The 21,975-nt window shown below is 52.7% G+C and carries 21 protein-coding genes and 1 tRNA gene; 21 read left to right on the top strand and 1 reads right to left on the bottom strand.

Annotated features, from left to right (window positions below):
• Positions 1–153: 153 nt before the first annotated feature.
• Entirely contained in the window at positions 154–789 is a 636-nt protein-coding gene (locus tag F1379_RS03005) for a hypothetical protein (RefSeq protein WP_150266179.1), read from the top strand.
• A gap of 213 nt (positions 790–1,002) precedes the next feature.
• Positions 1,003–1,323, top strand: coding sequence for a YolD-like family protein (locus F1379_RS03000; protein ID WP_150266177.1), 321 nt, complete (start codon positions 1,003–1,005; stop codon positions 1,321–1,323).
• A 73-nt stretch (positions 1,324–1,396) separates the two neighbouring features.
• On the opposite strand, the gene F1379_RS29950 is transcribed toward F1379_RS03000, so the two are convergent.
• Positions 1,397–1,546, bottom strand: a complete 150-nt coding sequence (locus F1379_RS29950) for a hypothetical protein (protein ID WP_203457020.1) — start codon at positions 1,544–1,546, stop codon at positions 1,397–1,399.
• Positions 1,547–1,686: 140 nt separating this feature from the next.
• Between F1379_RS29950 and F1379_RS02995 the strand changes: the two genes are divergently transcribed.
• The 19 genes from F1379_RS02995 (at position 1,687) to F1379_RS02910 (ending at position 21,918) form a co-directional block, all read left to right on the top strand.
• The gene (locus tag F1379_RS02995) at positions 1,687–2,364 is read left to right on the top strand and encodes a M15 family metallopeptidase (RefSeq protein ID WP_150266175.1); all 678 of its coding nucleotides are present in this window, start codon (positions 1,687–1,689) and stop codon (positions 2,362–2,364) included.
• Between the two features lie 80 nt (positions 2,365–2,444).
• On the top strand, positions 2,445–2,936 hold the full coding sequence (locus tag F1379_RS30200; protein ID WP_150266173.1) for a WGxxGxxG family protein: 492 nt from the start codon (positions 2,445–2,447) through the stop codon (positions 2,934–2,936).
• 237 nt (positions 2,937–3,173) lie between these two features.
• Positions 3,174–3,259, top strand: a tRNA-Leu gene (locus F1379_RS02985).
• Between the two features lie 226 nt (positions 3,260–3,485).
• Positions 3,486–4,442 (top strand): prenyltransferase/squalene oxidase repeat-containing protein, encoded by a 957-nt coding sequence (locus F1379_RS02980; protein WP_203457019.1) that lies wholly within the window; start codon positions 3,486–3,488, stop codon positions 4,440–4,442.
• Between the two features lie 211 nt (positions 4,443–4,653).
• Positions 4,654–6,792, top strand: coding sequence for an S-layer homology domain-containing protein (locus F1379_RS02975; protein ID WP_162551063.1), 2,139 nt, complete (start codon positions 4,654–4,656; stop codon positions 6,790–6,792).
• 39 nt (positions 6,793–6,831) lie between these two features.
• A complete protein-coding gene (locus F1379_RS02970; RefSeq protein WP_150266169.1) occupies positions 6,832–7,035 on the top strand; it encodes a hypothetical protein in 204 nt (67 codons plus the stop codon).
• Positions 7,036–7,490: 455 nt separating this feature from the next.
• A complete protein-coding gene (locus tag F1379_RS02965) occupies positions 7,491–7,946 on the top strand; it encodes a YhfM domain-containing protein (RefSeq protein ID WP_150266167.1) in 456 nt (151 codons plus the stop codon).
• A gap of 149 nt (positions 7,947–8,095) precedes the next feature.
• Positions 8,096–8,821 carry an SDR family NAD(P)-dependent oxidoreductase gene (locus tag F1379_RS02960; protein ID WP_150266164.1) on the top strand — a complete coding sequence of 242 codons (726 nt, stop codon included), beginning with the start codon at positions 8,096–8,098 and terminating at the stop codon, positions 8,819–8,821.
• 531 nt (positions 8,822–9,352) lie between these two features.
• Positions 9,353–9,985, top strand: coding sequence for a ThuA domain-containing protein (locus F1379_RS02955; RefSeq protein WP_150266162.1), 633 nt, complete (start codon positions 9,353–9,355; stop codon positions 9,983–9,985).
• Between the two features lie 627 nt (positions 9,986–10,612).
• Positions 10,613–11,248, top strand: a complete 636-nt coding sequence (locus tag F1379_RS02950) for a LysE family transporter (RefSeq protein WP_239004532.1) — start codon at positions 10,613–10,615, stop codon at positions 11,246–11,248.
• A 529-nt stretch (positions 11,249–11,777) separates the two neighbouring features.
• The gene (locus F1379_RS02945; RefSeq protein WP_150266160.1) at positions 11,778–12,725 is read left to right on the top strand and encodes a hypothetical protein; all 948 of its coding nucleotides are present in this window, start codon (positions 11,778–11,780) and stop codon (positions 12,723–12,725) included.
• Positions 12,712–12,930, top strand: a complete 219-nt coding sequence (locus tag F1379_RS02940; RefSeq protein WP_150266158.1) for a hypothetical protein — start codon at positions 12,712–12,714, stop codon at positions 12,928–12,930. The genes F1379_RS02945 and F1379_RS02940 overlap by 14 nt, the downstream gene beginning before the upstream one ends.
• A 108-nt stretch (positions 12,931–13,038) precedes the next feature.
• The gene (locus tag F1379_RS29700; protein ID WP_162551062.1) at positions 13,039–13,191 is read left to right on the top strand and encodes a hypothetical protein; all 153 of its coding nucleotides are present in this window, start codon (positions 13,039–13,041) and stop codon (positions 13,189–13,191) included.
• 141 nt (positions 13,192–13,332) lie between these two features.
• Positions 13,333–15,024 (top strand): M3 family oligoendopeptidase, encoded by a 1,692-nt coding sequence (locus F1379_RS02935; protein WP_150266156.1) that lies wholly within the window; start codon positions 13,333–13,335, stop codon positions 15,022–15,024.
• 101 nt (positions 15,025–15,125) lie between these two features.
• Positions 15,126–16,211 carry a hypothetical protein gene (locus F1379_RS02930; RefSeq protein ID WP_150266154.1) on the top strand — a complete coding sequence of 362 codons (1,086 nt, stop codon included), beginning with the start codon at positions 15,126–15,128 and terminating at the stop codon, positions 16,209–16,211.
• A 1,281-nt stretch (positions 16,212–17,492) separates the two neighbouring features.
• Entirely contained in the window at positions 17,493–18,503 is a 1,011-nt protein-coding gene (locus F1379_RS02925) for a LacI family DNA-binding transcriptional regulator (RefSeq protein WP_150266151.1), read from the top strand.
• A 17-nt stretch (positions 18,504–18,520) separates the two neighbouring features.
• The gene (locus F1379_RS02920) at positions 18,521–19,987 is read left to right on the top strand and encodes an extracellular solute-binding protein (protein ID WP_150266149.1); all 1,467 of its coding nucleotides are present in this window, start codon (positions 18,521–18,523) and stop codon (positions 19,985–19,987) included.
• Between the two features lie 104 nt (positions 19,988–20,091).
• The gene (locus F1379_RS02915) at positions 20,092–20,967 is read left to right on the top strand and encodes an ABC transporter permease subunit (RefSeq protein WP_150266147.1); all 876 of its coding nucleotides are present in this window, start codon (positions 20,092–20,094) and stop codon (positions 20,965–20,967) included.
• Between the two features lie 15 nt (positions 20,968–20,982).
• Positions 20,983–21,918 (top strand): carbohydrate ABC transporter permease, encoded by a 936-nt coding sequence (locus F1379_RS02910; RefSeq protein ID WP_150266145.1) that lies wholly within the window; start codon positions 20,983–20,985, stop codon positions 21,916–21,918.
• Positions 21,919–21,975 lie beyond the last annotated feature (57 nt).

Here is a 21,975-nt window from a genome sequence, read left to right as displayed (position 1 = left end):
CCCGGATATTGGATTCCCGTCATCGGCGGGAGTCTTTTTGTGCATTACTGTAAACGCTTCCATATAAGCGGAACGTATTTTGTGCGGATTTACATTATTTTTTATTTGCACTTTACAAACCTCGACATTATTCTGATATGTGGAGGGATAGAAATGAGAACAATTATACTGACAGGAATGCTGCTCATGGGGATCTTCCTCAGTGCGTGCGGCAACGGCAACAACGATGCGGCTCCTCCCACGGAGGCAGAGGTGCAGGAGACCGTCCAGAATTTTTACAATGAAATGTCCAAATTCGATCAACTTGGCAAGGATGCCCTCGAGAACTTCAATATGACGCTGACCTCTTACGGGGCCGGAGAAGCTACCGGCGAAGAGCTGACGGAGGCCGTAGACAGCTTCCAGGATACGTCTGCCGACATTGCCGAGCAGGTGAACGACGTGAAGATCGCCAGCAATCTGCCGGATGAGATTGAAAAGCTGCTGCGGGACTCGGTAATCGCTTTTCAAAGCGCATACTCCATTAAGGAGCAGGCCTCCAAAGGCGCTGTATCACCGGATGTGACGGCGGAGGAATTCGATTCGCTCAACCAGCAGGCCGACGTGGCAATGCTCTACGGCATTTCCAAGCTGAATGAGGCGCGGGTATCCGTCGGTCTGATTGAGGCAGGCAGTACGGAGGCAGCCGTTATGGGAGCCGAAGGCGCTGATGGCAGCGATAATGCTGCAGAACCTCAGACCGAGCCGGCCAAGGTGACAGGAAGCGAAGCAGGGAACACGGCGGATTAGGGCTAATCTGCCCAATAGTCAGGAACTGAAAGGCGCTCGGCCATACATTGCCGTCGGCGTCTTTTTGCTGGGGAGAATTCAATTTCAGTCTTAAACCGGGGTGTGGCGGGTGCGTTAATGTCATTTTTTTCAGATTGTTAAAAAAGACAATCCCCGCATATAATACAAACATGTGTTCTTGCTATCGATAAATTTCATGCTGGGGTGACACGAATGGGTGGAAAGCTTGAAGAGAACAGCCGGAGGATGCTGCCGGAATATAAGGGCCGTATGATCCTGGAGGAACGTGAGACAGCATGCCGTGTAAAGCCCGTGCTGGAAGAACAGAAGCTGAGAGAAATTCAGGACGCGCTTGCCCGCTCTCTGCGCTCGCATGTACGCGTAACGGTTGTGCTGTTCGAGCCGGAGGCAGACAGGATCTGCAGCGGTTTTGTGACCTCGATTCATGCCCATTCCCGGGAGCTGAAGCTGCAGTGGGCCGGAGACAGTGAGTGGATTCGGGTGGATGATATTATGGAAGTCAGGCTATCCTAGGAGCAACGGCTGCAGCAGGTAAAAAGGCACTTCGTTGAAGCGCCTTTTTGTCATATCCGGTTGTGTGAACGCACTATTGTTCCGTCTTCTCGTAGGCGATCAGGGTAACATCCTTGATGCCCGTGATCCGGGCCAGCTGTGATTCGGCTTGGCGGATCACCTCAACGGCATCCTCCTGGCCGGCAATGGCTGCGATTTTGTAGCTGTCGCTGTGAATATCCATGCATGCTCCCACCTTTCGCCTGTAGTATATCCTGATTAGACCTTAATCATCCTTATCCGGTGATAAAAAAGGCCTCTGCCCGCTGCTTCGTACAAGCGGATGACGCAAGGAGGGCATTTACTGTACCAGGGGGTGATATCATGCTGACCTTGGATCAGGTCAAGAGCAAGTCCGCCGGACGGCTGGGCGATCTGCATCCTGTCGTGCTGACGGCCACAGGAGCGCTGCTGCAGCGGAGTTATGCCAGGGGGATTCCGATTATGATTACCCAGGGCAGACGGACCATTGCCGAGCAGAATGAGCTGTATGCGCAGGGCCGCACCAAGAAGGGCCCGATCGTCACTAATGTCAGGGGCGGCAGCAGCTACCATAACTATGGGCTGGCCATTGATTTCGCACTGCTCCTGCCGGACGGCAAGACACTTTCCTGGGACGAACGGCGCGACGGCGACAATGACAAGGTGGCCGATTACCGGGAAGTGGCGGAAGAAGGCAAGAAGCTGGGTTTTACCTGGGGCGGAGACTGGACCTCCTTCAAGGATTATTCCCATCTGGAGATGACCTTCGGCCTGACCACCGCCCAGCTGCGCGCCGGCAGACAGCCCACTGCACAGCAGGTTAAAGACGCGTTGGCGGTCATCAATGGAGGCAGCGGCCAGGCAGATGAGCTGACGATAAGCCTGAATGGACGGAAGATTACGGCAGGAATACTGGAGAACGGAACGACCATGGCGCCGGTCCGGGCGGTGGCCGAAGCGCTGGGCGCCAAGGTGACTTACGATCCGCTCACGCGCACCGTGAACATCACGACAGCGTAAATGTTGGCTTGTATAGATGTTATGCCTAACGGGGAAATTATCAGGGTCAAACCATCCATCCTTTAAGGGGGCATAACATCTTGAACAAGCTGATCACAAGCCTTGCTTGCGGTACACTGTTATCCATGAGTCTGATGGGCGTAGGCTTCGCCGAAAGCGCAGCCGGAACAATGGGCAACACGGTTCCTGACACCGGAGCCAGAGGGGGCCAAGGGGTCGTCAACAACCTGACCAATGATGCCCATCGCATGTACAACGAAGGCACTGGCCGGTTGAATCAGGCCGGAAACAACATGATGAACCAAGTGACAGGCACAGGCAACCGTACAGACAATATCATGCGCGATAAAGTCCGTACCGGGGACAACAACAACGGCGTCTCTCCGCTGTCGACCACCAATGACAACGGCCGCTACCGTACGAACAACACAACCGACAATGGACGCTACCGCGCCAACGCCACCACGAACAACAACGACAATGATAACGGCAACTGGGGCTGGCTCGGTCTGATCGGTCTCCTTGGTCTGGCCGGCATGCGTAACCGCAGCGTCGACCGCGAACGCCATTAGGCGTTAGCTGATGAATGCAAACAAGCAGCCCGTCTTTGGCTCATGCCAGAGACGGGCTGGCTTGTGTGCGGTGCGGGATGAACAGGTAAACATGAACCTGCAAGCATGAGCTGGCAATATATTAACCGGCAAAACATGAACTGGGACAGACAGGTGGTTATACTTTCAGGTTGACAGCGCTCTACATTGCGTGATATGATCTAATTCGTTCGGTAAACGAACAATCCTTTATATCATGCCGGGGTGGCGGAACAGGCAGACGCACAGGACTTAAAATCCTGCGATGGGTGACCATCGTACGGGTTCGACCCCCGTCCTCGGCAGTATATTGAAAACCTTGAGAAATCAAGGTTTTTTTGTTTTTCATTTTTTCAGTGCGTATTGCATTACAAGTTCTGAATAGGAGTTTTTCATTATAGGCCCGGTTTTTAGCAGGATCAATGCCTAACTTGTACTATAGAATTTGCATACATATTGTTCCAAATCAACTATACTAAAATAAATAATACTTTTTTCAATAGAATCCGCGTGTGATTGGAGGGCATCATTATGAGCGATTTCAAGAAACGCGATTGGAAGCAGGATATGCTTACAGGCCCGGTAATTGAGTGGTTGCTGGATTCAGATCCTGCGATCCGTTGGCAGGTGATGCGCGACTTGCTGCATGAACCGGAAGACAGGGTTGCCGCGGTACGCTCGCAGGTTGCCGTGGAGGGATGGGGTCAGCAAATCCTTGCCAGGCAATCGGAGGAGGGCCATTGGTGGGCGGATGCGGACGCTTGGCCGCTGCAGAATACATTGTTCGCCTTGGTATTATTAAAGGATATGGGGCTGGAGCCGCAATGTGCGGAATCCGGCAGAGCCATTGCGTTGGTACGGGACCAATTAATTTGGGAGTATCATGAGGGCAGAGCTTTTTTTGAAGGAGAAGTGGAGGCTTGCATCAACGGGAGAATTCTGGCGGCGGGTGCTTATTACGGGGAGATAAGTAAGCGGTTGGTTCAGTATCTTCTGGACGGGCAGCTTTCGGATGGCGGGTGGAATTGTGAAGCCCCTCCAAGCACGCGAGCCTCTTTTCACAGTACGATCTGTGTACTTGAGGGTCTGCTGGAATATGAGAAAGCGGTTGGCCCTGATCCTGCAGTGGCCGTTGCCCGCAAGCGGGGAGAAGAATATCTGCTGGAACGAGGCCTGTTCCGGTCCCGTTCATCTGGCGAGGTGATTGAACCCCGCTTTACCTGTTTGTTTTATCCGCCGTCTTATCACTATGATATCCTGCGTGGACTGGAGTATTTCCGCGAAGCCGGTGCGGAGCCCGATGAAAGGATGACAGAAGCTGTCGATCTGCTAATTGCAAAGCAGGGCGCAAACGGCCGGTGGCCGCTGGACAGACCGCGACCCGACCATATTCCTTTCCATATGGAGGACCCGTCAGGTAAGGAAAGCCGCTGGAATACGCTCCGCGCATTGCGGGTGTTAAAGTGGTGGTTTGCATCAAACCGGTGATAATTATAAAAGAGCTGGTCAAGGTCTGTTCTCGGAATAAAATGCCAAATGCAGTATTCACCCGTACACCCATAACAGAGATATCCAAGCGGTCATGGCGGCCGCCGGGATATCTCTATTTGTGCATATTGCTGCATGGACAGGAACAAAGTTCCAACGGATTGCGTCTAACCTTACAAGAACCAGCAAACTGCAATGGAGGAGAATAGAGATGAGAGCAGCATCTATGAAGCAGACACTAGGAAAGGCTACACTTCTCGCATTATGTATACTGCTGATAGGGTTCGATGGCAGGGCAATGGCGGAGCCGGCTGCGTCACCCAAGGCAGCGGCGGTATTCACTGCGGATATGCAGCAGGCACTGGATGAAGCAGAGCGTGCACTGCTGGCGGTGCAGCCGTTTCCCGATGAAGCGGCAGTAGGCTTCTTCAAGAATGGGCGCAGTCTGCCGTCAGGGTATAAGAAGCAGATTGCAGACCGGATTCTGGAGCAGCGGGGCAAGTTCGCCACGGTGTCTGAGCTGACCCGCACAGCGCTCGCTTACAGTGCGGCAGGCGGCAATATGAACAACATCGCCGGCATTGATCTGTATCCGTTCCTGATGAACCATGCCGGTATAGATACCGAAGGAGCGGCCATGGTAGCCGCCGCCTATATGACCTCCAATAACTCGGTCTCTAATTCTATGGAGCGGACGAACCGTTATCCGGATCTGCTCTACTATCAGCTGCTCGATATGCAGCTGGCGGACGGCAGCTGGCCCGGTGCCGGTCAATCACAGGGAGACCCGGCAGTAACGGCCCGGGTATTGACAGCGCTGACGCCGGCAGGAGGTTCGGAGCAAGCGGTGCAGCCGGTCCGCCAGGCCCTGCAGTGGCTCAAGGACAAGCAGCAGCAGGACGGCGGATATGACGGCAAGACTTCAACTACGGCGCAGGTGATCATTGGATTATCCTCGATGGGAGTAGATGCGGCAGAAATTTCGAAGGAGGGCGGCGCTTCGCTGCTGGAGCATTTGATGGCCGCGAAGCAACCGGGCGGCGGCTTTGCTCAGATGCCGGGAGGCGATAGGGATACTTCTGCCACCGTGAACGCCTATCTTGCCCTGACATCCTATAAGCTGCTGTCCAGGCAGGCCAGTCCGCTGTACAGCGGACTGCACCATGCCGGAGCTGAGCAGGCAACGATTCAGGTTGAAGGTCCCGGCGGTACTTTTGCCGGGGGACGTATCCCGGGTGGCGACGCGGTGAGGGCGGCAGCGGCTTTTTTACAGTCGAAGGGTCTGGCCTATAAGCTGAACGCGGATGCAGTCAAGCCGGCCTTCACAGCGATTGAGGGAATTCAGAACGGTAGGTACAGCGGACGCGGAGAATGGAAGATTGCTGTCTACTGGGGGGGCTCGTGGCGGTATCCCGAGAATAATCCGTCCAGGATGACCATCGGCGACGGAGGCCAGCTGCTGGTCTACTATGCGGCTGATACAGAGCTGCCGGAGCAGATGGAAGTGAAGTGGAAGGACAAGAATGGACAGGAGATGGGCGGATACGCGAATGCCGACACGCCGGTTACCTTGCGGATCACCAAATCAAACGGTCAGCTGGGCGGCCTCCCGGCCTCTGGTATTACCGTAACGCTGCGAGGAACAAGCAAAGTGGCCGACAGCACCGGAACGGTGTCTTTTGGCGGAATGAAGCCCGGTGTCTATCCTGTTGAAGTCACCAAATACCGCAAAGACGCCGCGCCGGCCATAGCCAAACGAACCTTTGCCCTGCATGTGGCTTCCCCTGAGCTGGCGAGCTTCAAGGATGCGGATAAAGTCGCCGCTTGGGCGCGTTACGATATCGCTTCGGCGCTGAGCAGCGGATATCTCCAGGGCGTAAGTGCCAGCGGGGATGTGCTTGCACCGAAGCAGAAGCTGACCCGGGCCGAATTTCTGACGCTGCTGCTGCGGCTCATGCATGAGTTCCCTGATGCCAGGGCAGTCTCCGTCTTTAAGGATGTTCCGGCCGGCAAATGGTACAGCGGCACTGTCGCTAAGGCCGTGGACCTGGGCATCGTCAGCCCCGCTTCCGGCAAGTTCGAGCCGGACCGCGGCATTACGCGGGAAGAAGCGGCAGTCATGGTGGCCAAGGCGGCACCGTTGTCCACGTACGGCAGTCCTGAGCGCATGAGCTTAGCCGATGTGACGGGCCTGCCGGAGGCCAGCCGCCGGGCAATTCAAGCGGTGTATGAACATGAGGTGATGACCGGCAGCGGCGGCCGCTTCGCACCGAAGCAGGTTCTGGTGCGTGAACAGGCTGCGGCGATACTGGTCAGATTGCAGCAATTGATTCCGGCGACCTTTTATTAATAGAAGAAATTTGTTGGAATGTGAAAGGATGAGATGGCTATGCATAATCAACAAGATCATAGCGGGATACGAGAAGTGATAGACACGTTCTATGCGATTATATCGGGGAATAAAGGGGAAGAGCGGGAGTGGGATGAATTCAGGTCATTGTTCCTGTCCAAAGATTCAACCTTAACTCCTGTGAAGTTAAACGCAGTGAAAGAGCTTGTAGCGAAACCTTTGAATGTTGCATTAACGGACTGAAGAGCTTTTTATATAAGTTGAACAAAAGAATAAAACAAAGAGATGGGAGTGCGGAGGGGAAGTTTGGAACTGTAGGAGCGATAGCGATCGCCTTTGTCACCGGATTTCAACCGCTAAGAGCGGTTTGAATTAAGAAATCTGGGGACAATAGCGGCCGGAAGTCCAAACATTCCCCGCAGTTACGACCCATTCCATTTGACTTTCAAAAGTTCAACTTATATAGGGGCAAATGATTTTTATGAATATGGATTAAATTATGAAGTTAACGTATTTGGAAATATTGCACAGGTCTATAGTGAATATGAAGCAAAAAGAAGAAGGGAAGAACTAGATATAATAAAGCGAGGTATCAACCTGATTCAACTAACCTATGATGGGGAAAAGTGGAGAATTCATAGTATGCTCTGGCAGGATCGATGATGTAAAAAGAGGATAAGAGGGGGCTGGGAGCGGTAATGAGAAACAAATTATTAGCTGCCGGGGCGGGGCTTCTGCTGTTGGCCGGATGCAGTACGTTACAGGAGAACGCTGTTACTAATGCTGGTGTTAGTAATGAAGGCCAGGATACTGTTATCATTTCCGGCATCAGCGGGGTTAAGACCTTTCTGGACATAGACGATGACAGCAAAAGCTTAATAGCCGAGATCCGTGCTTTGGAGGAAGTGGAGCAGATTCGGAAAGCTCTGGATGACTCGGAGACAGTAAAGGGAAATGTTAACCTCACTGTACCGAATTTCGAGCTGGTTATCCATGCGGATGGTGCGGAGCAGGAATATTATTTGTGGCTTGCGGAGCAGCATCCGGAAATGTTGGCCATGCTTATGAAGCCGAGCAACCCCGATGTGTTCTATTCGTTATCCCAGGAATCTACACAATCGCTTACCGAAGTTATCAGTGCACATAGAGAATAGTGCCCGGTGAACAGTAAGGCGCCTACGGTGAGTAAGTTTACAGGCAATGTGTCATTATACTATAAACTGCTGCCATTATATTATGTCTGCTTCTATCCGGATGGTCTACAATAAAATAGACATCTGAAGGGAGACAGGAGGAGAAGCATATGAACCGATGGGCGTTCGTTACCGGAGCCGACCGGGGAGTCGGACTGAGCTTGGTGAAGGGGCTGCTCGAACGGGACTATCACGTGTTGGCCGGACAGTACGCCGAAGCCGGAGATGAGCTTGAACGGCTGGAGCAGCTAGGCGGCGGACGGCTGAAGCGGATTCCGCTGGACATTGGCGATGAAGATAGCGTCAGTAAAGCGCTGGAGTCGGTAGCGGCCGTTACGGACCGGCTGGACATTCTGATCAATAACGGGGCGATACTGGGGGATATGGAGGCCACGATCGAAGATGAGCTGGATTTTGCAGAGATGGACAAGGTATTCCGCGTGAATACGCTGGGAGCTCTGCGAATGTCGAACGGGCTGATCGGCCCGATTCTGGAGAGCGGGAGTAAACTGATCGTCAATATCTCCTCCGAGGCTGGCAGTATCGGGGACTGCTGGCGGACCGGCTGGTACGCCTACTCCATGTCCAAAGCGGCTCTTAATATGCAGTCCCGGCTGATCTACAACCAGATCACACCTAAGGGTGGCAAGGTGATGGTAATCCATCCCGGCCATGTCCGGACCTATATGCAGGGCAAGCTGGATACGGCGGGGAAGCTGACTCCGGATGAGTCCGCCGGATATATCCTGCGGCTGGTTGACCAGCGGCTTGACCCGGGTTATTCCGGTGAAGGGCTCGCTCTCATTGATTATGAGGGAAATACGCTTCCCTGGTAAGGGGCGGGTGAAGTTGCTCATTGCACACTGCTCATTGCACACTGCTCACAACATTTTCGCCGCTTCTGTGACCCGTTGGTGCTGTTTAGCTATAGTCTAGTTCGATAATCGCTATGATCCACTTGAAAATAGCTCATTCTGCCAGCGCCAGCGATAGCTTTCACCATGGTCTGCGGCCGAACATTCCTAAATGTAGTCGAAAAACCGACCACAATGTGCTGCCGCGAGGATGAACGGGGCAAATGTGTATGAAAAAACGACCACAATGTACTGCGGCGAGGGTAAACGGGGCAAATGTGTATGAAAAAGCGACCACAATGTGCTGCGGAGAGGGTAAACGGGGCAAATGTGTATGATAAACCGACCACAATGTGCTCCAGCGAGGGTAAACAGGGAAAATGTAGGCGAAAAACCGACCTCAACAACTCCACAGCCAGGCTACGCTTCTGCGCCTACCTAGAGTTCCAAACTTCCGCTCCATTACTTTTGCGTTCCAATTTATATAGTCATAATTCAAGGAGGCTGATCGAAATGGCAATTCGCACGCTGCTTATCGGGACTTACACAGCTGCTCCATATCACCCGCTGGGGGCTGTGGAGGGGCGCCTGCAGCATATCCTGGCAGATACCGCCGAGCTGACTCCGGTTGAGGGAACCGGACTGCTGCGGCGGGAGAGCCTTGAACCCTACGAGCTGTGCATTTCATATACGGACAGCTGGAAGCAGGCTCCGGCTGCGGAAGAGACGGCCGGGCTTCTGCAATTCGTGGCCGGCGGCGGTGGGCTGCTGGTTATTCACAACGGGATTTCGCTGCAGGCCAGCCCGGAGCTGAGCCAGTTGATCGGCGCCCAATTCACCGGGCATCCGCCGTACACGACGCTTCCGTTCCAGCTTGCCGACGTCGGCCATCCGCTAACGCAAGGACTTGAAGCCTTCACGTTGGATGAGGAGCCGTACCGGTTCGAGCTGGACCCGCTCGCAGAGCTTACTGTTCTGCTGACCTACTCGCACGAGGGAGAGGAGTGGCCGGCCGCCTGGGTACGGCATTACGGGCTGGGCCGCGTGGTGTACCTGATGCCCGGTCATCATCTGCCGTCCTTCGAGCATGAGGCTTACGGGCAATGGATCGTGAATGCCGCGAAATGGGCGGCAGGGAAGCTGTGACGGAAGTCTGAGCCCGGGAGATCAAGCACGGTTTACTACAACGATCACGGAACAACACGCGGTCAGGGAACGCTGCAACGGCATAAAGCCGTTATTTGCTCACAGCTCGCTTACTATAACCGCCAATAGAGCCTGACCTCACATACCCTGTCCTCACAGGTCACTCCAAACAGAGCCTGTCCTCACATAGCCTGTCCACAAGACCCAGTCCAAACAGAGCTTGCCCAAACAGGGCCTGTGTTGGAGTTGGAGGCGGTTATTGTGTCATGATTGCGGCCCGCCGGATGCTGGATGTTACAGCTTGGCGGGCCGTTTGAGCTTTTTCCGCAAGAGGATGACGCCAAGCAGCAATAAGGGAAGTGCCGCCTGGAACAAAGGTGTAATGTAGGTTAATACCGGCCCCCGGCCAAGCTGTATATGATGGGTGTAGTTAGGCGATATAAAAGAAAGTCCCCACATACTTCCCAATGTTGCGGCGGAAAAGCAGGAAGAGGTCTAATTGCGGGTCCTGATGGTGGATAGCCAAATGGCAGCAGCGACACTTCGCGTCTGGTACAAGATGTATGAACGGCCATTCCCCATCATAAAGTGTACAAGTCAGTACCTTGCAAGGGGGAGTGAGGAAGGTTGAGCGTCCAGCTGTTATTCAGTTATATCTTTCTCGGGTTAACATTGGCCGCGCCTATGGGGCCGGTCAATTCCGCACGGCTCGACAAAGGGATTAAGAACGGGTTCTGGAATGCCTGGGTTGTCGGGGCCGGCTCGATGATCGCAGACGGCATCTTCATGCTGCTCATCTATCTGGGGATGGTCCGGTTTCTGAATCTGCCGGAGGTGCAAATCTTTCTGTGGCTGTTCGGGGGGCTGGTGCTGGTGTATTCCGGTGTGGAGAGTATGGTCTCCGCGGAGCGAATCGATATCCAGGCTACGATGCGCAATAAAGAATCCTTATTCCGGAGCTTTATGACCGGCTTCATGGTCTCCATTACCAGCCCGCTCTCTATCCTGTTCTGGCTGGGCATTTACGGCTCAATTCTGGCCAAAACCGCTTCCTCCTACGGCACGGCCCATCTGTTGATCTACAGCAGCATGATCTTCCTGGGACTGGCGCTGTGGGATCTGTGCGTAGCTTCGCTGACTACGGGGCTGCGGCGTTACCTGAACGAGCGGATGCTGAAGGGGATTTCCATGATCTCCGGCGCCTCCCTGATCGGATTCGGAGTCTATTTTGGCATTCAGGGGGTCATGGCGATCTGGGGGTAACGTTGACCGGGTGGTAACCTTTTCTCCGGAGACTCATAAGATACATGAGTGTTGCACGGGCTTTTGCCCATAAATAGGAGATTATTGGAGGAAACCCGACATGTCAACTGTAAGCATTCCCAAGGGCTATGAAACCATCCTGAATCTGCATCTGACGGAACAAGCAAAGGACAAGCATCATTAACCCGGCGATGGACAACCATTTCTCCTTCATTTGGGCTGAAAGGCTAAGCTATCCGGTCCTTTAACGTTTGAAGACTTCAACGGACAGCTTGTGGTCCGCAGTCTGATCGACAGTTACTTCTAGCGCACGGAATAGCTCAATGCAGAGATTCGTCATAACCTTCTGGCAAACATTAATCTATGCTATATTTGGAATATTATAGATTAAGGAGGGCGTATGTTTGCCAGAGGAACAAAATAGAGAATACGAGGATCGCGTAACACTCTTTAGCTGGCTTGAAACGATACAACGGAGCTTTGATCCAAAACTCCTGGCTGCTCGTCAACGGTTTAATGAATCAGCCGGTTGGGTTGGCAAACCTGGGGAACGTATTTAGCGGCTGCCGGGATTACTTGGGGAGCAGCTTCCTCCAATAATAACTTCACCTTACCCGTATGGTCGTTTATCGTGGGCTATGGCCTAATTGCGGGTTCTTTGATCTCGTCCCTCTTTGCTAATCTTAACCGTATGCTGACGCTGGATGATCCATACTTCAATTCCAATGCGTACAGATTGTTTCGACGTCAGGAATACTTTATGTTTCTGACCTATTTCAGAGAGAATAGATATACTGTTGAGACCGTACTGAACATGGTTAAAATGTGGTATAGGGAAAATAGTTTGGAATCTATTGTTGCCGAGCATAGAGAAAACAATCAACAATTACAAAGCAGGGCGGAAGAATTGCGAAAAAGCTTGCAGGAGAAAGAAGAAGCGCTGAAGCAAAGCAAGGAGACTGAGACTGCGCTGCTCCAGCACATTAGAGATTTTGACCGATTGGCGAAAGTGCTTGAGAATGGGTTTAACTCGGCGATTAGCACGCTGTACCGTCTGAAATCTAGTGATACACTCTTTTGCCTATACGACCTGAGAGTTGTCACTGACTTCTCGCTATTTGAATATAAAGCACCTATGCTTCTTCGGCTTGGTGAATTAGGAACTACCGAAACTCCAGAGGTAATTGATGTCGATGATCCGGATTATGCTCACTATTCCTCGGTAAGGCTTGTTCATGGCGATGGAACGATTGAATATGCTACCAGTGACCGGGTAGGTCGTACAGTCGCCAGCTACTGGATCGATATGCCCTCTGGTCGTGCATTAATCTATAATTTTCACTATGACTCTACAAATGAGCATATGGATGTTATGATAGAGATGAAAGAGATGTACCGGTATATTAAGGGAATCTGCATTCATTTGGATGAACGGGGATTATTGAGATGGGAGGGATCGCATCATGCCGCGAACTAGACGGGTGAACTTCAGAGCCAGCAATGAGATGCTGAAGGCCATAACAGATGATGTAGAGAAGATTCAGGAAGAAAGTGCGCAGATTTGGGCGGTCCTGAGAGTTAATAATACCCGGACACAGGAAGCCGCTGAAACTATGACTAAGTTGCTTGAACAGCAAGAAGAGAGTATTCAGAAGCTGATTACTATTGCCGGCAGAGCCTAATAGAATAGAAGAAACATAAAGAGAGAGCCCGCAAAGGCTCTTTTTTCGTGTATAAGACTCTCATAGTTTTGACCATACTGCTTCTATCACCTTTTGGAGGTAGAAGAGATGAAATCTAAAGAATCGAAGGTTATCCGCGGCAAATTTCGCTCTGGAGAAAATACGTTCCCTTCAGCGAGAGAGCGAAGAGAAGCGATCATGACAGATGTAGAACGGATTGCAAAGAAGTCTGCTGAGTCCAAAAAGAAAGCCCGAAAATAGCGTCTAATGGACTGAATGGGTTTAAAGCGCCAATATCCTTCGGATTAAATTGCGAAAATCAAACGATGTAATTGAAGTTTTGGTTTTCACTTCCATATAGTATAATGTACTCTATCTGGTAGAGAAAGGGTGTTGAGCTAAATGAAATTCTCCGAATATCCTTATGAGCGTCCTGATGTGGACAAGTATAAGCAGGAATTTACGACCCTGCTCAAAGGCTTTGAAGCGGACTCCTTGGAGGAGCAGAAAGCTGCTGTTGCTGCGCTGAATCAGCTTCGCAGCGAATTCGATACGCTGCAAGATCTGGTCTACGTCCGCCATTCAATCAATACAGAGGATGAGTTCTACAAGGCGGAGCAGGAATTTTTTGATGAAGTGGGACCCGTCTTCCAAGAGTACATAACCGATTATTACAAAGCTATCGTCAACTCCAAGTACAGAGCGGAGTTCGAACAGGAATGGGGCCCGCAGCTGCTGGCTCTGGCCGAAATGTCGCTGAAGACCTTTAGCCCGGACATTATCGGCGATCTGCAGCTGGAGAATAAGCTGTCCACGGAATACGCCCAGCTTATTGCCTCGGCCAAGATCAAGTTTGAAGGAGAAGAGCGAACGCTGTCGCAGCTCACCCCGTTTGAGATGTCCCCGGACCGCGAGACACGCCGCAGTGCCTTTAACGCCAGATTTGACTTCATGGCTGAGAACGAAAGCGAGCTGGACCGCATTTATGACGAGCTGGTCAAGGTCCGCACCGGCATTGCCCGGAAGCTCGGCTATCCCAGCTTTGTGGAGCTCGGCTATGACCGGATGAACCGTACCGCTTATGACGCCGCTATGGTAGCGGGCTTCCGTAAACAGGTGCTGGAGTATATCGTCCCGGTAGCGCAGAAGCTGAAGCAGCGTCAGCAGGAACGCCTTGGTCTGGAGAAGCTGAAAGCCTATGATGAGAGCCTTAACTTCATTAGCGGCAATGCGGCTCCGAAAGGTGATCCGGAATGGATCGTAAAGAATGGCGCCAAGATGTACAAGGAACTGTCGCCGGAGACAGATGAATTCTTCACCTTCATGCAGAACAATGAGCTCATGGATCTGCTGAGCAAGCCCGGCAAGCAATTCGGCGGATACTGCACGTTCATCAGCAAATACAAGGCCCCGTTCATCTTCTCCAATTTCAACGGAACCTCCGGCGATATTGATGTGCTGACCCATGAAGTGGGCCATGCGTTTCAAGTGTATTCCAGCCGGGGGCTAGATGTGCCCGAGTATGCGTTCCCGACCTACGAAGCTGCGGAGATTCATTCGATGAGCATGGAATTCCTGGCCTGGCCGTGGATGAATCTGTTCTTTGAAGAGGATGCGGACAAGTACCGTTTCACCCATCTGGCCGACAGTCTGGAGTTTATCCCGTACGGCGTTGCTGTCGATGAATTTCAGCATGTGGTGTACAGCCGCCCGGAAGCGACACCGGCGGAGCGCAAGCAGGCCTGGCGGGAGATTGAGCAGAAGTATCTGCCCCACCGCGACTACGACGGCAACTGTTATCTGGAGCAGGGCGGATTCTGGCACAAGCAGATGCATATCTTCCGCCGTCCGTTCTACTACATCGATTACACCCTGGCCCAGCTCTGTGCCTTCCAGTTCTGGAAACGGGCGAACGAGGATTTCGACGCAGCCTGGAGCGATTATCTGCGGCTCTGCAAGGCCGGCGGCAGCCAGGACTTCGTCAGTCTGGTGAAGCTGGCCGGGCTGATCTCACCGTTCGAGGACGGCTGCGTCAGCTCAGTGATCGGTTCCATTAAATCCTGGCTGGACTCGGTGGATGATAAGGCGATGTAGTATACCAAAAGGTCAGTTTCCAGTCTTGGCACAGGGAACTGGCCTTTTGTAAACTTCTATGGTTAAGGATTGCTGACTATAGACTGGAAGCGGGTGAAATAATGGACAAGCTTAAGGCGGATATGGTCTCTGAAATTAACAGCAGCCTAGAGGATGAATCTGACATTAAGATGGATGAAGTCGAGTTTGAAAGCTTAAATGATATCATGTGGTTTGAACGAGAAAATCGAAAATTTCAAAATGTAATTAAGGCGAAAGCTGCACTGGTTTTGGAATTGATTCAGGACAGTTCGCAAGTACTAGAGAGCAAGCATCCGGCAAGAACAAAACATGAAGTGAGTGGAGGAGTGAAGAAAGCAATCCAACGGGGAGCGCGTCTTAATGAGGTAGAAGTGTTCAACTTATATTTTCGATTCATCACTCCCCTCATTAATGCAGACGGACCTGCTTGTATGTATCGTTCACTTAGTAGCAGCAAAGAAAGAATTCTTCTTTTACCAGATGATACTAGAGTGCGGATTGAAAAAGAGGTGGAGCATTATAAAAGAGAAGCACTGTCATTGGTGTTTTCTGGGCTGATGAATCCTGATGAACAAAGCTCGTTATTAGATAATCTTAATATGATAAATGTCCATGAGCGTTGTGCACAGTCGTTGCAGCATGAATACGGCCATGTTCTTAATATAAGGGAATTTGATTCTTTAAACTATTCGCCTTATATGCTTGAAGAGATCTATTTATGGTTCTTGCATTACGGATATCTACACTGTGTGGAAAAACGTTACCCATATTTTGTTGGACTAACAGCCATCGAAAAAATACATATTTTGAAGGAAAGCCTTGTGGAGGATTACCGCATTTCGTTGAATATGGGGTATGAACGTGGTAAATTTATATTACCAAATGTTTTTTGCTTTTCCGGGGATTTTCAGGATCCAAGTTTATTAAGCGAAGGAGTTGATATCATGAAGCGTATGCTGAACAATCAAATTGTATCGTCGGATCAGAAACCAGCCTCTTTTCAAGAGGAAGATACACTCGAAATAATACGCAAGGTATCAAACCGTCGTAAAAAGTATAATTGGAGCGTTCCCGATAAAACCAGCCTAACGGATGAACAAATCAATGACGATTTAAAGTCACTTCGTGCACTATCAGAAGCTGCGGCAAGTAAAATTAGATTATAAAATATATTGTAGCTATATAAGTTGAACTAAGATTAGGCTGAATAAGGCCGGAAAGTGAATTAAAGTTATGGACTTCCGTACGCCGCTGCCCATTCCCGATCTCCAGATGAATACCGCTAGTTGCTGGTTGGATTCGCTGGCAGCAGGCTCTGTCCGGCTCTGTTTAGGTATGATGAACGAAAAGCAACCCCTATTTCACAAGGGTAAATGTATTTCGTACAACTATTTGTTAGGTATGCACCCATTTTTGAGGGATAGCTGTATTTCGTGCAACTAAAATCAGCAAATTGGGATCAAACTGCCTTAAAGCAACAAAATAGATGTACAAAATGCAACTATAGCCGGGAAACGGCCTGTTTAGGTGGATATAGTTGTACAAACTGCAATTAGCAGCTTAGCGGCGGTTAGTGAGGTCATGAAGAGCTCGTTATTTCATTGCGGCTGATGGCTTCTGAAAGGCAAACTCCAGTTGGAAAATCGCCAATTGATTTGACCTGTGTGGAGGATAATCACGATCTGCATTTCAGCAGCTTAAAACGATGACAGCCCGTGCTGCGCCTATCAGCTTGCGGAAAGCCATCAGGCGGAGGCCGGAACCGCAACAAGCGGTATCAATCAAGAAATCTACGGACGGGAAACGACCGGAAGTCCAAATGTTTTCTTGCGTCACGGCTAATCCCAACACAAAAATCTTAGTTCATTCTATATAGGACGCACTTTCGTGTGTCTTTTTATATGCCATTTATTATGGATTAACCTAAAATTCAACGACTTGGTTTTAATGAGCAAATAACCACCACTGCATCGGTTACTTTACTTTCTTTCGTTATTTCGTGAAAGAGAACCAAGGGTACGGATAATGGCAGGCTGTTGGAGGAGCATTCCTTCGGCCTGCCCTTTTTATGTTTTCATCTAGTGCTGTTGTTCAGTTGTATCAAGTGGGTATATATGTTAAATACTGATGCTATCGTATGGGATATATTACCTCGTACTTGTAAGGAGGCGCCGACGATTATGTCAAAAAATAAAGTATTATGGATCATTGCAGGTGTTGTTGTAGTATTCATTGCATTGACCTCTTCCATCTATTTCTTTGCTTCAAATCATTAACCCTCCCTTCATTAAAAAGCAGCCCGTTCCGTAAACCACCCATGGCTTACGGAACGGGCTTATTCGTTTGCCGTCGAACTGGTTCGACGCTTTTTACATAAGAGCAAAACCAAGCTAACGGCAGTTTAATAACGGGACGTTATCCTAACCATAAGGCGAAAGGAGGATGGGATGGCAACCATTACAGATGTAGCCAAGAAAGCAGGCGTCTCCAAGAGCACGGTTTCCAATGTATTCAGCAAGAAACGGCCGATTGGACAAGCCGTGACGAAGCGGGTGATGGAAGCGGCCAAGGAGCTGGGGTATCATCCCACCTATTGGGCGCGCCAGCAGGGGCTGCCGAGGAACCGGATTATCGGTCTGCTGCTGCAGAACCCGTCCGCCTTTACTTCCTTTCATTTCGCGCTGCTGAACGGCATTGTGCAGGCCTGCCGCGAATACAGCTACCGGCTGCTGATCAACACCGTGCCGCAGCCGTGGACGATGGAGCCGGAGTATGTGGCGGAAAGTCCGGTGGACGGCGAAATTGTGCTCGACCCGACCGATCCGGACAAGCGGATCGAAGAGCGGATCAGGCAGGGCATGCCGATGGTGGTCATCGGCCGCCCGCCGTATGCCTACGCGCCCCATCTCAGCTCCGTCGACAATGACAATGCCGGGGCGGCGCAGCAGGTGACGAATTATCTGCTGGAGCTGGGGCACACGCAGATTGCTTTCCTGAACGCGGCCAGGGAGACGACCGTCGCACTGGCGCGCGAAGCAGGCTTCCGCGCGGCGTTCCAGACGCGGAGGACACCTGTCCCGGAGTCGCTGCTGTTCCACCGGGAGCAGGACATGACGGAAGAGACGCTGCTGGAGCATGTCCGCCAGCTGCTCCGGCGCAAGCCACAGGTCACGGCGATTGTGACCGACTCGTCCTGGGAGGCGGCCATCGTCTACCGGGCCGCAGCGGAAGCGGGCATCGACATTCCTGCCCGGCTGTCCGTATTCGCGTTCATGAACATTGGGGAACAAATCCGGCTGAAGCCGGAATTATCGACGGTGAATCTGAATGCCGAGGGCCTGGGCTTCGAAGCGGCCAAGCTGCTGATCGAACGCTGCGAAGGCCGGGGAGCGCAAATCAAGCAAGTGGCTATCGGCACAACACTCGATCTCAAGGGATCATGTGCCACTAAAATATAGCGGGAGGGTTCTAATTCATGTCCAGTATCCGAAGATCCACCGGTTTCACACTGCTTGTCGCTGCGGCGATTACACTGTCGGCCTGCGGGAACAACGCGGCGGGCAACGGCAACACCGCCACCGCCTCAGGCAGTCCGTCGCAAGGCAACGCGCCGGCCCAGACAGCGGCGGCCACAGAGAAGCCCGCCAAGCAGACGCTGCGCATCCTGTCCGGCGTCGCCGGCGGCAAAACGCCCGAAGAGAACGAGCAGTTCGAGCAGGAGATCGAGCGCCTGACCGGCATCGAGATCGAAATCGAGAAGCCGGCGGCCGATTACTCCAAGAAGCTGATGGCCGCGCTGGCCGGGGGCGAGAAATACGACCTCGTCTACATGGGCAAGACGGAGATGGACCAGTTGGTGGACCAGGGCGTGCTGACACGCCTGAACGATCTTATCGAGGCCTCGCCGGTATTGTCCGACCCTGCGGTAATCGAGCCCGGCGAGTGGGAGCAGGTGAAATACGGGGACGGCGATATCTACTCCATCTTCAATAAGAAGGAGGGCGGCACGCTGCCAATCGTCCGTCAGGACTGGATGGACAAGCTGGAGCTGGATCAGCCGACAACGCTGGATGAATTCTACACCGTGCTCAAGGCGTTCAAGGAGCAAGACCCGGACGGCAACGGACAAGCGGACACTTATGGTCTCAGCACCTCTGGGCTCTATGACATTCAGGGCTTCATGAGCGCGGCGGGCGTGAAATACCGCTATGTCATTGACAGCGAGGGCAAGCGCAGCATTCCGTATGCCACCGAAGCGGCGGTTCCGGTCTACGAATGGTTCGCGAAGCTATATAAGGAAGGGATTCTCGACCCGAACTTCGCCACCAACGATACGGCCAAAATGCGGGAGCTGTTCCTCTCGGACCGTGTCGGAATGGTCACCTATTGGGATGCCTGGGTCGGGCTGTTCAACAATATGCGCCAGACCGAGGACCCGGATACGGCCTTCGTCGCCAAGGGCATCACGGGAGCGGCGGCCCCGGACGGCAGCTATATGCTGCGGCGCGGCGACCCCAGTGTCTGGGGCATTCCGGTGAATGCGGAGCATCCCGATGCCGCCATCGCTTTCATGGAGTTCTGGCACAGCGAGCCCGGGAATATTTTGTCGACACTGGGGATTGAAGGGGTGGACTGGACCAAGGGCAGCGACGGCAGCTATGCCTTGACCGAGACAGGGGGGGAGCATGGGATGGATCACGGTGCGCCTTTTCCGAGCAACACCAAGTTCGTGAACCCGATCGGCACCCTTCCGGGGGCGATGGAGGCGCGGGAGATGATCTTCAGCAACAATTCCGCGGTGGAGTTGTCGACGGCGGATTGGCCTAATGCCGAGAAGATCGTCCAGAGCTACGCCTTCAAAGCGATGATGGGCGAACTCCCCGCAGCCGAAGCGGTGAAGTCCATGAATGCCGAGCTGAAATCCGCCGGACTTATTGATTAATAAGATTGAGGAGCAGCGCGCCGCGGGCAGTTGGTGCCGTGCTGCTCTTTCCGCTTGCTTGTCCGACGTAACAGACTATTAAGCAGAAAAGAGGGGGCAGCGCTATGCCGAGATTCCGCCAGCACACCGGTCTCTACCTCATGTTCATACCGGTCATTGTGTATTTCCTGATCTTCTTGTATTTCCCGCTGCTGCGGGCCTTCACCATCAGCCTGCAGGAGTTCCGGATGATCGGCGACCGGCCGTTCGTCGGACTGGACCAGTATAAGGCGGTGCTTGCCGACCCTTTTTTCTGGCAGGCGTTGAAGAATACCCTGATGATCGGGGCGGGGCAACTGGCCTTCGGATTTGTTGCGTCGCTGCTGGCCGCCCTGTCGCTGGGTGAAGTCCTGAATCCGCTGTTCCGCAAAATCAACCAAATGATCCTCTACCTCCCGCATCTCTTCTCCTGGGTCATCGTCGGCGGGATCTGGATTGTCCTGCTCTCCCCGGACGGCGGGATGATTAACGAGCTGCTGAAGCTGGCGGGTCTGGGACAGCCGGTGCATTTTCTGGCGGAGGAGCGGTATGCGCGGTGGATCATGATCGGCACCTCTGTGTGGAAGGAGATGGGCTACACCTGCATTATTTATCTGGCCGCGATGACACTCATTAACCCGTCGCTGTATGAGGCAGCGCGGATCGACGGGGCGGGGCGGCTGAAGCAACTGCTGTATGTGACGCTTCCCCAGCTCGTTCCCACGATGAAGACGGTGTTCGTGCTGCAACTGCTCGGTGTGCTGCGGATGTTCGACCAGCTGGTTGTCATGCGGAATCCGGCGATCTACCGGGAGGTGGATGTGCTGATGACCTATGTATATGAAAATGGCATCCAGCAGTTCCAGATGGACCTTGCTTCGGCGGCCAGCTTTCTGATCATTGCAGCCACGCTGCTGCTGACCTTCATCTTCTCGCGGGTGTCGAAATATGACCTTTCGTAAAGGAAGAACCGGGCCATGCAATCTTACAAAATAGCAGCACCTGCTGCCAGCAAGCGCGGCAAGGGGCTGAACCGGCGTCCCCGGCTCTGGTCCGGGGCAGCCGACACCCGGCTGCATCCCGCGCTCCGGGCGGTCAACGGACTGCTGCTGATTCTATTGTCGCTCACAATGATTCTGCCGATCTGGAACTCTTTGATTATCTCCTTGTCCGGCAGCCTGGCGTCCATGCAGCCCGGTCTGCGCTTCCTGCCGGCCGACTTCAGCCTGGAGGGCTACCAGCGGGTGTGGTCGAGGATGGCGCTGTGGCGTCCGTTTATGAACAATGTGATTGTTACTTTTGCCGGTACACTCCTGCATGTCCTGCTCTGCTCGATGGCCGGGTATACCCTGATGATCCGTTTCTTTCCGTTCAAAAGACTGCTGGTCGGTTTCCTGTTCGTGACCATGACCGTTCCCAGCGAAGCGATTCTGATTCCACTCTATATCGTGAATAAGGAGCTGGGCCTGCTCAACACGCTGTCGGCGCTGGTGCTCTCCGGCATTGTCTCGGGCTTCAGCATTCTGCTGATGGCCTCCTTCTTCCGTAGCGTGCCCTATGAGATGCAGGAGTCGGCCCGGATCGACGGCGCCGGGGATCTGCGAATTCTGTTCCGGATCTATATGCCGCTGGCGGCCTCCGGGATCGCCACCGTAACGTTATTCGAGTTCGTCAGCCGCTGGAACCAGTTCACCCCGGCGCTGCTGTATATCAGCGACTCGTCGAAATACACGCTGCAGATCGCGCTGCGCTCGCTAATTATTCTGTCCGACTCCACCTCCGGCAGCGATGTGACGACCCCGAACGTCCGCATGGCGGGCGTGATGATCGCGATCCTGCCGCTGCTGGCTATCTATCCGTTCGTCCAGCGGTACTTTGTGCAGGGCCTGACGGCCGGGGCGATGAAGGAGTGAGGGCGAGAATGACTGAGACTTCGGAAGGAGTGCAAGGGGTTAGCTAAGAGTTCGGAG

Source organism: Paenibacillus tepidiphilus (assembly GCF_008635795.1).
Taxonomy (GTDB): Bacteria; Bacillota; Bacilli; order Paenibacillales; family Paenibacillaceae; genus Paenibacillus_AQ; species Paenibacillus_AQ tepidiphilus.
This window is presented reverse-complemented; position numbering and strand designations above follow the sequence as displayed.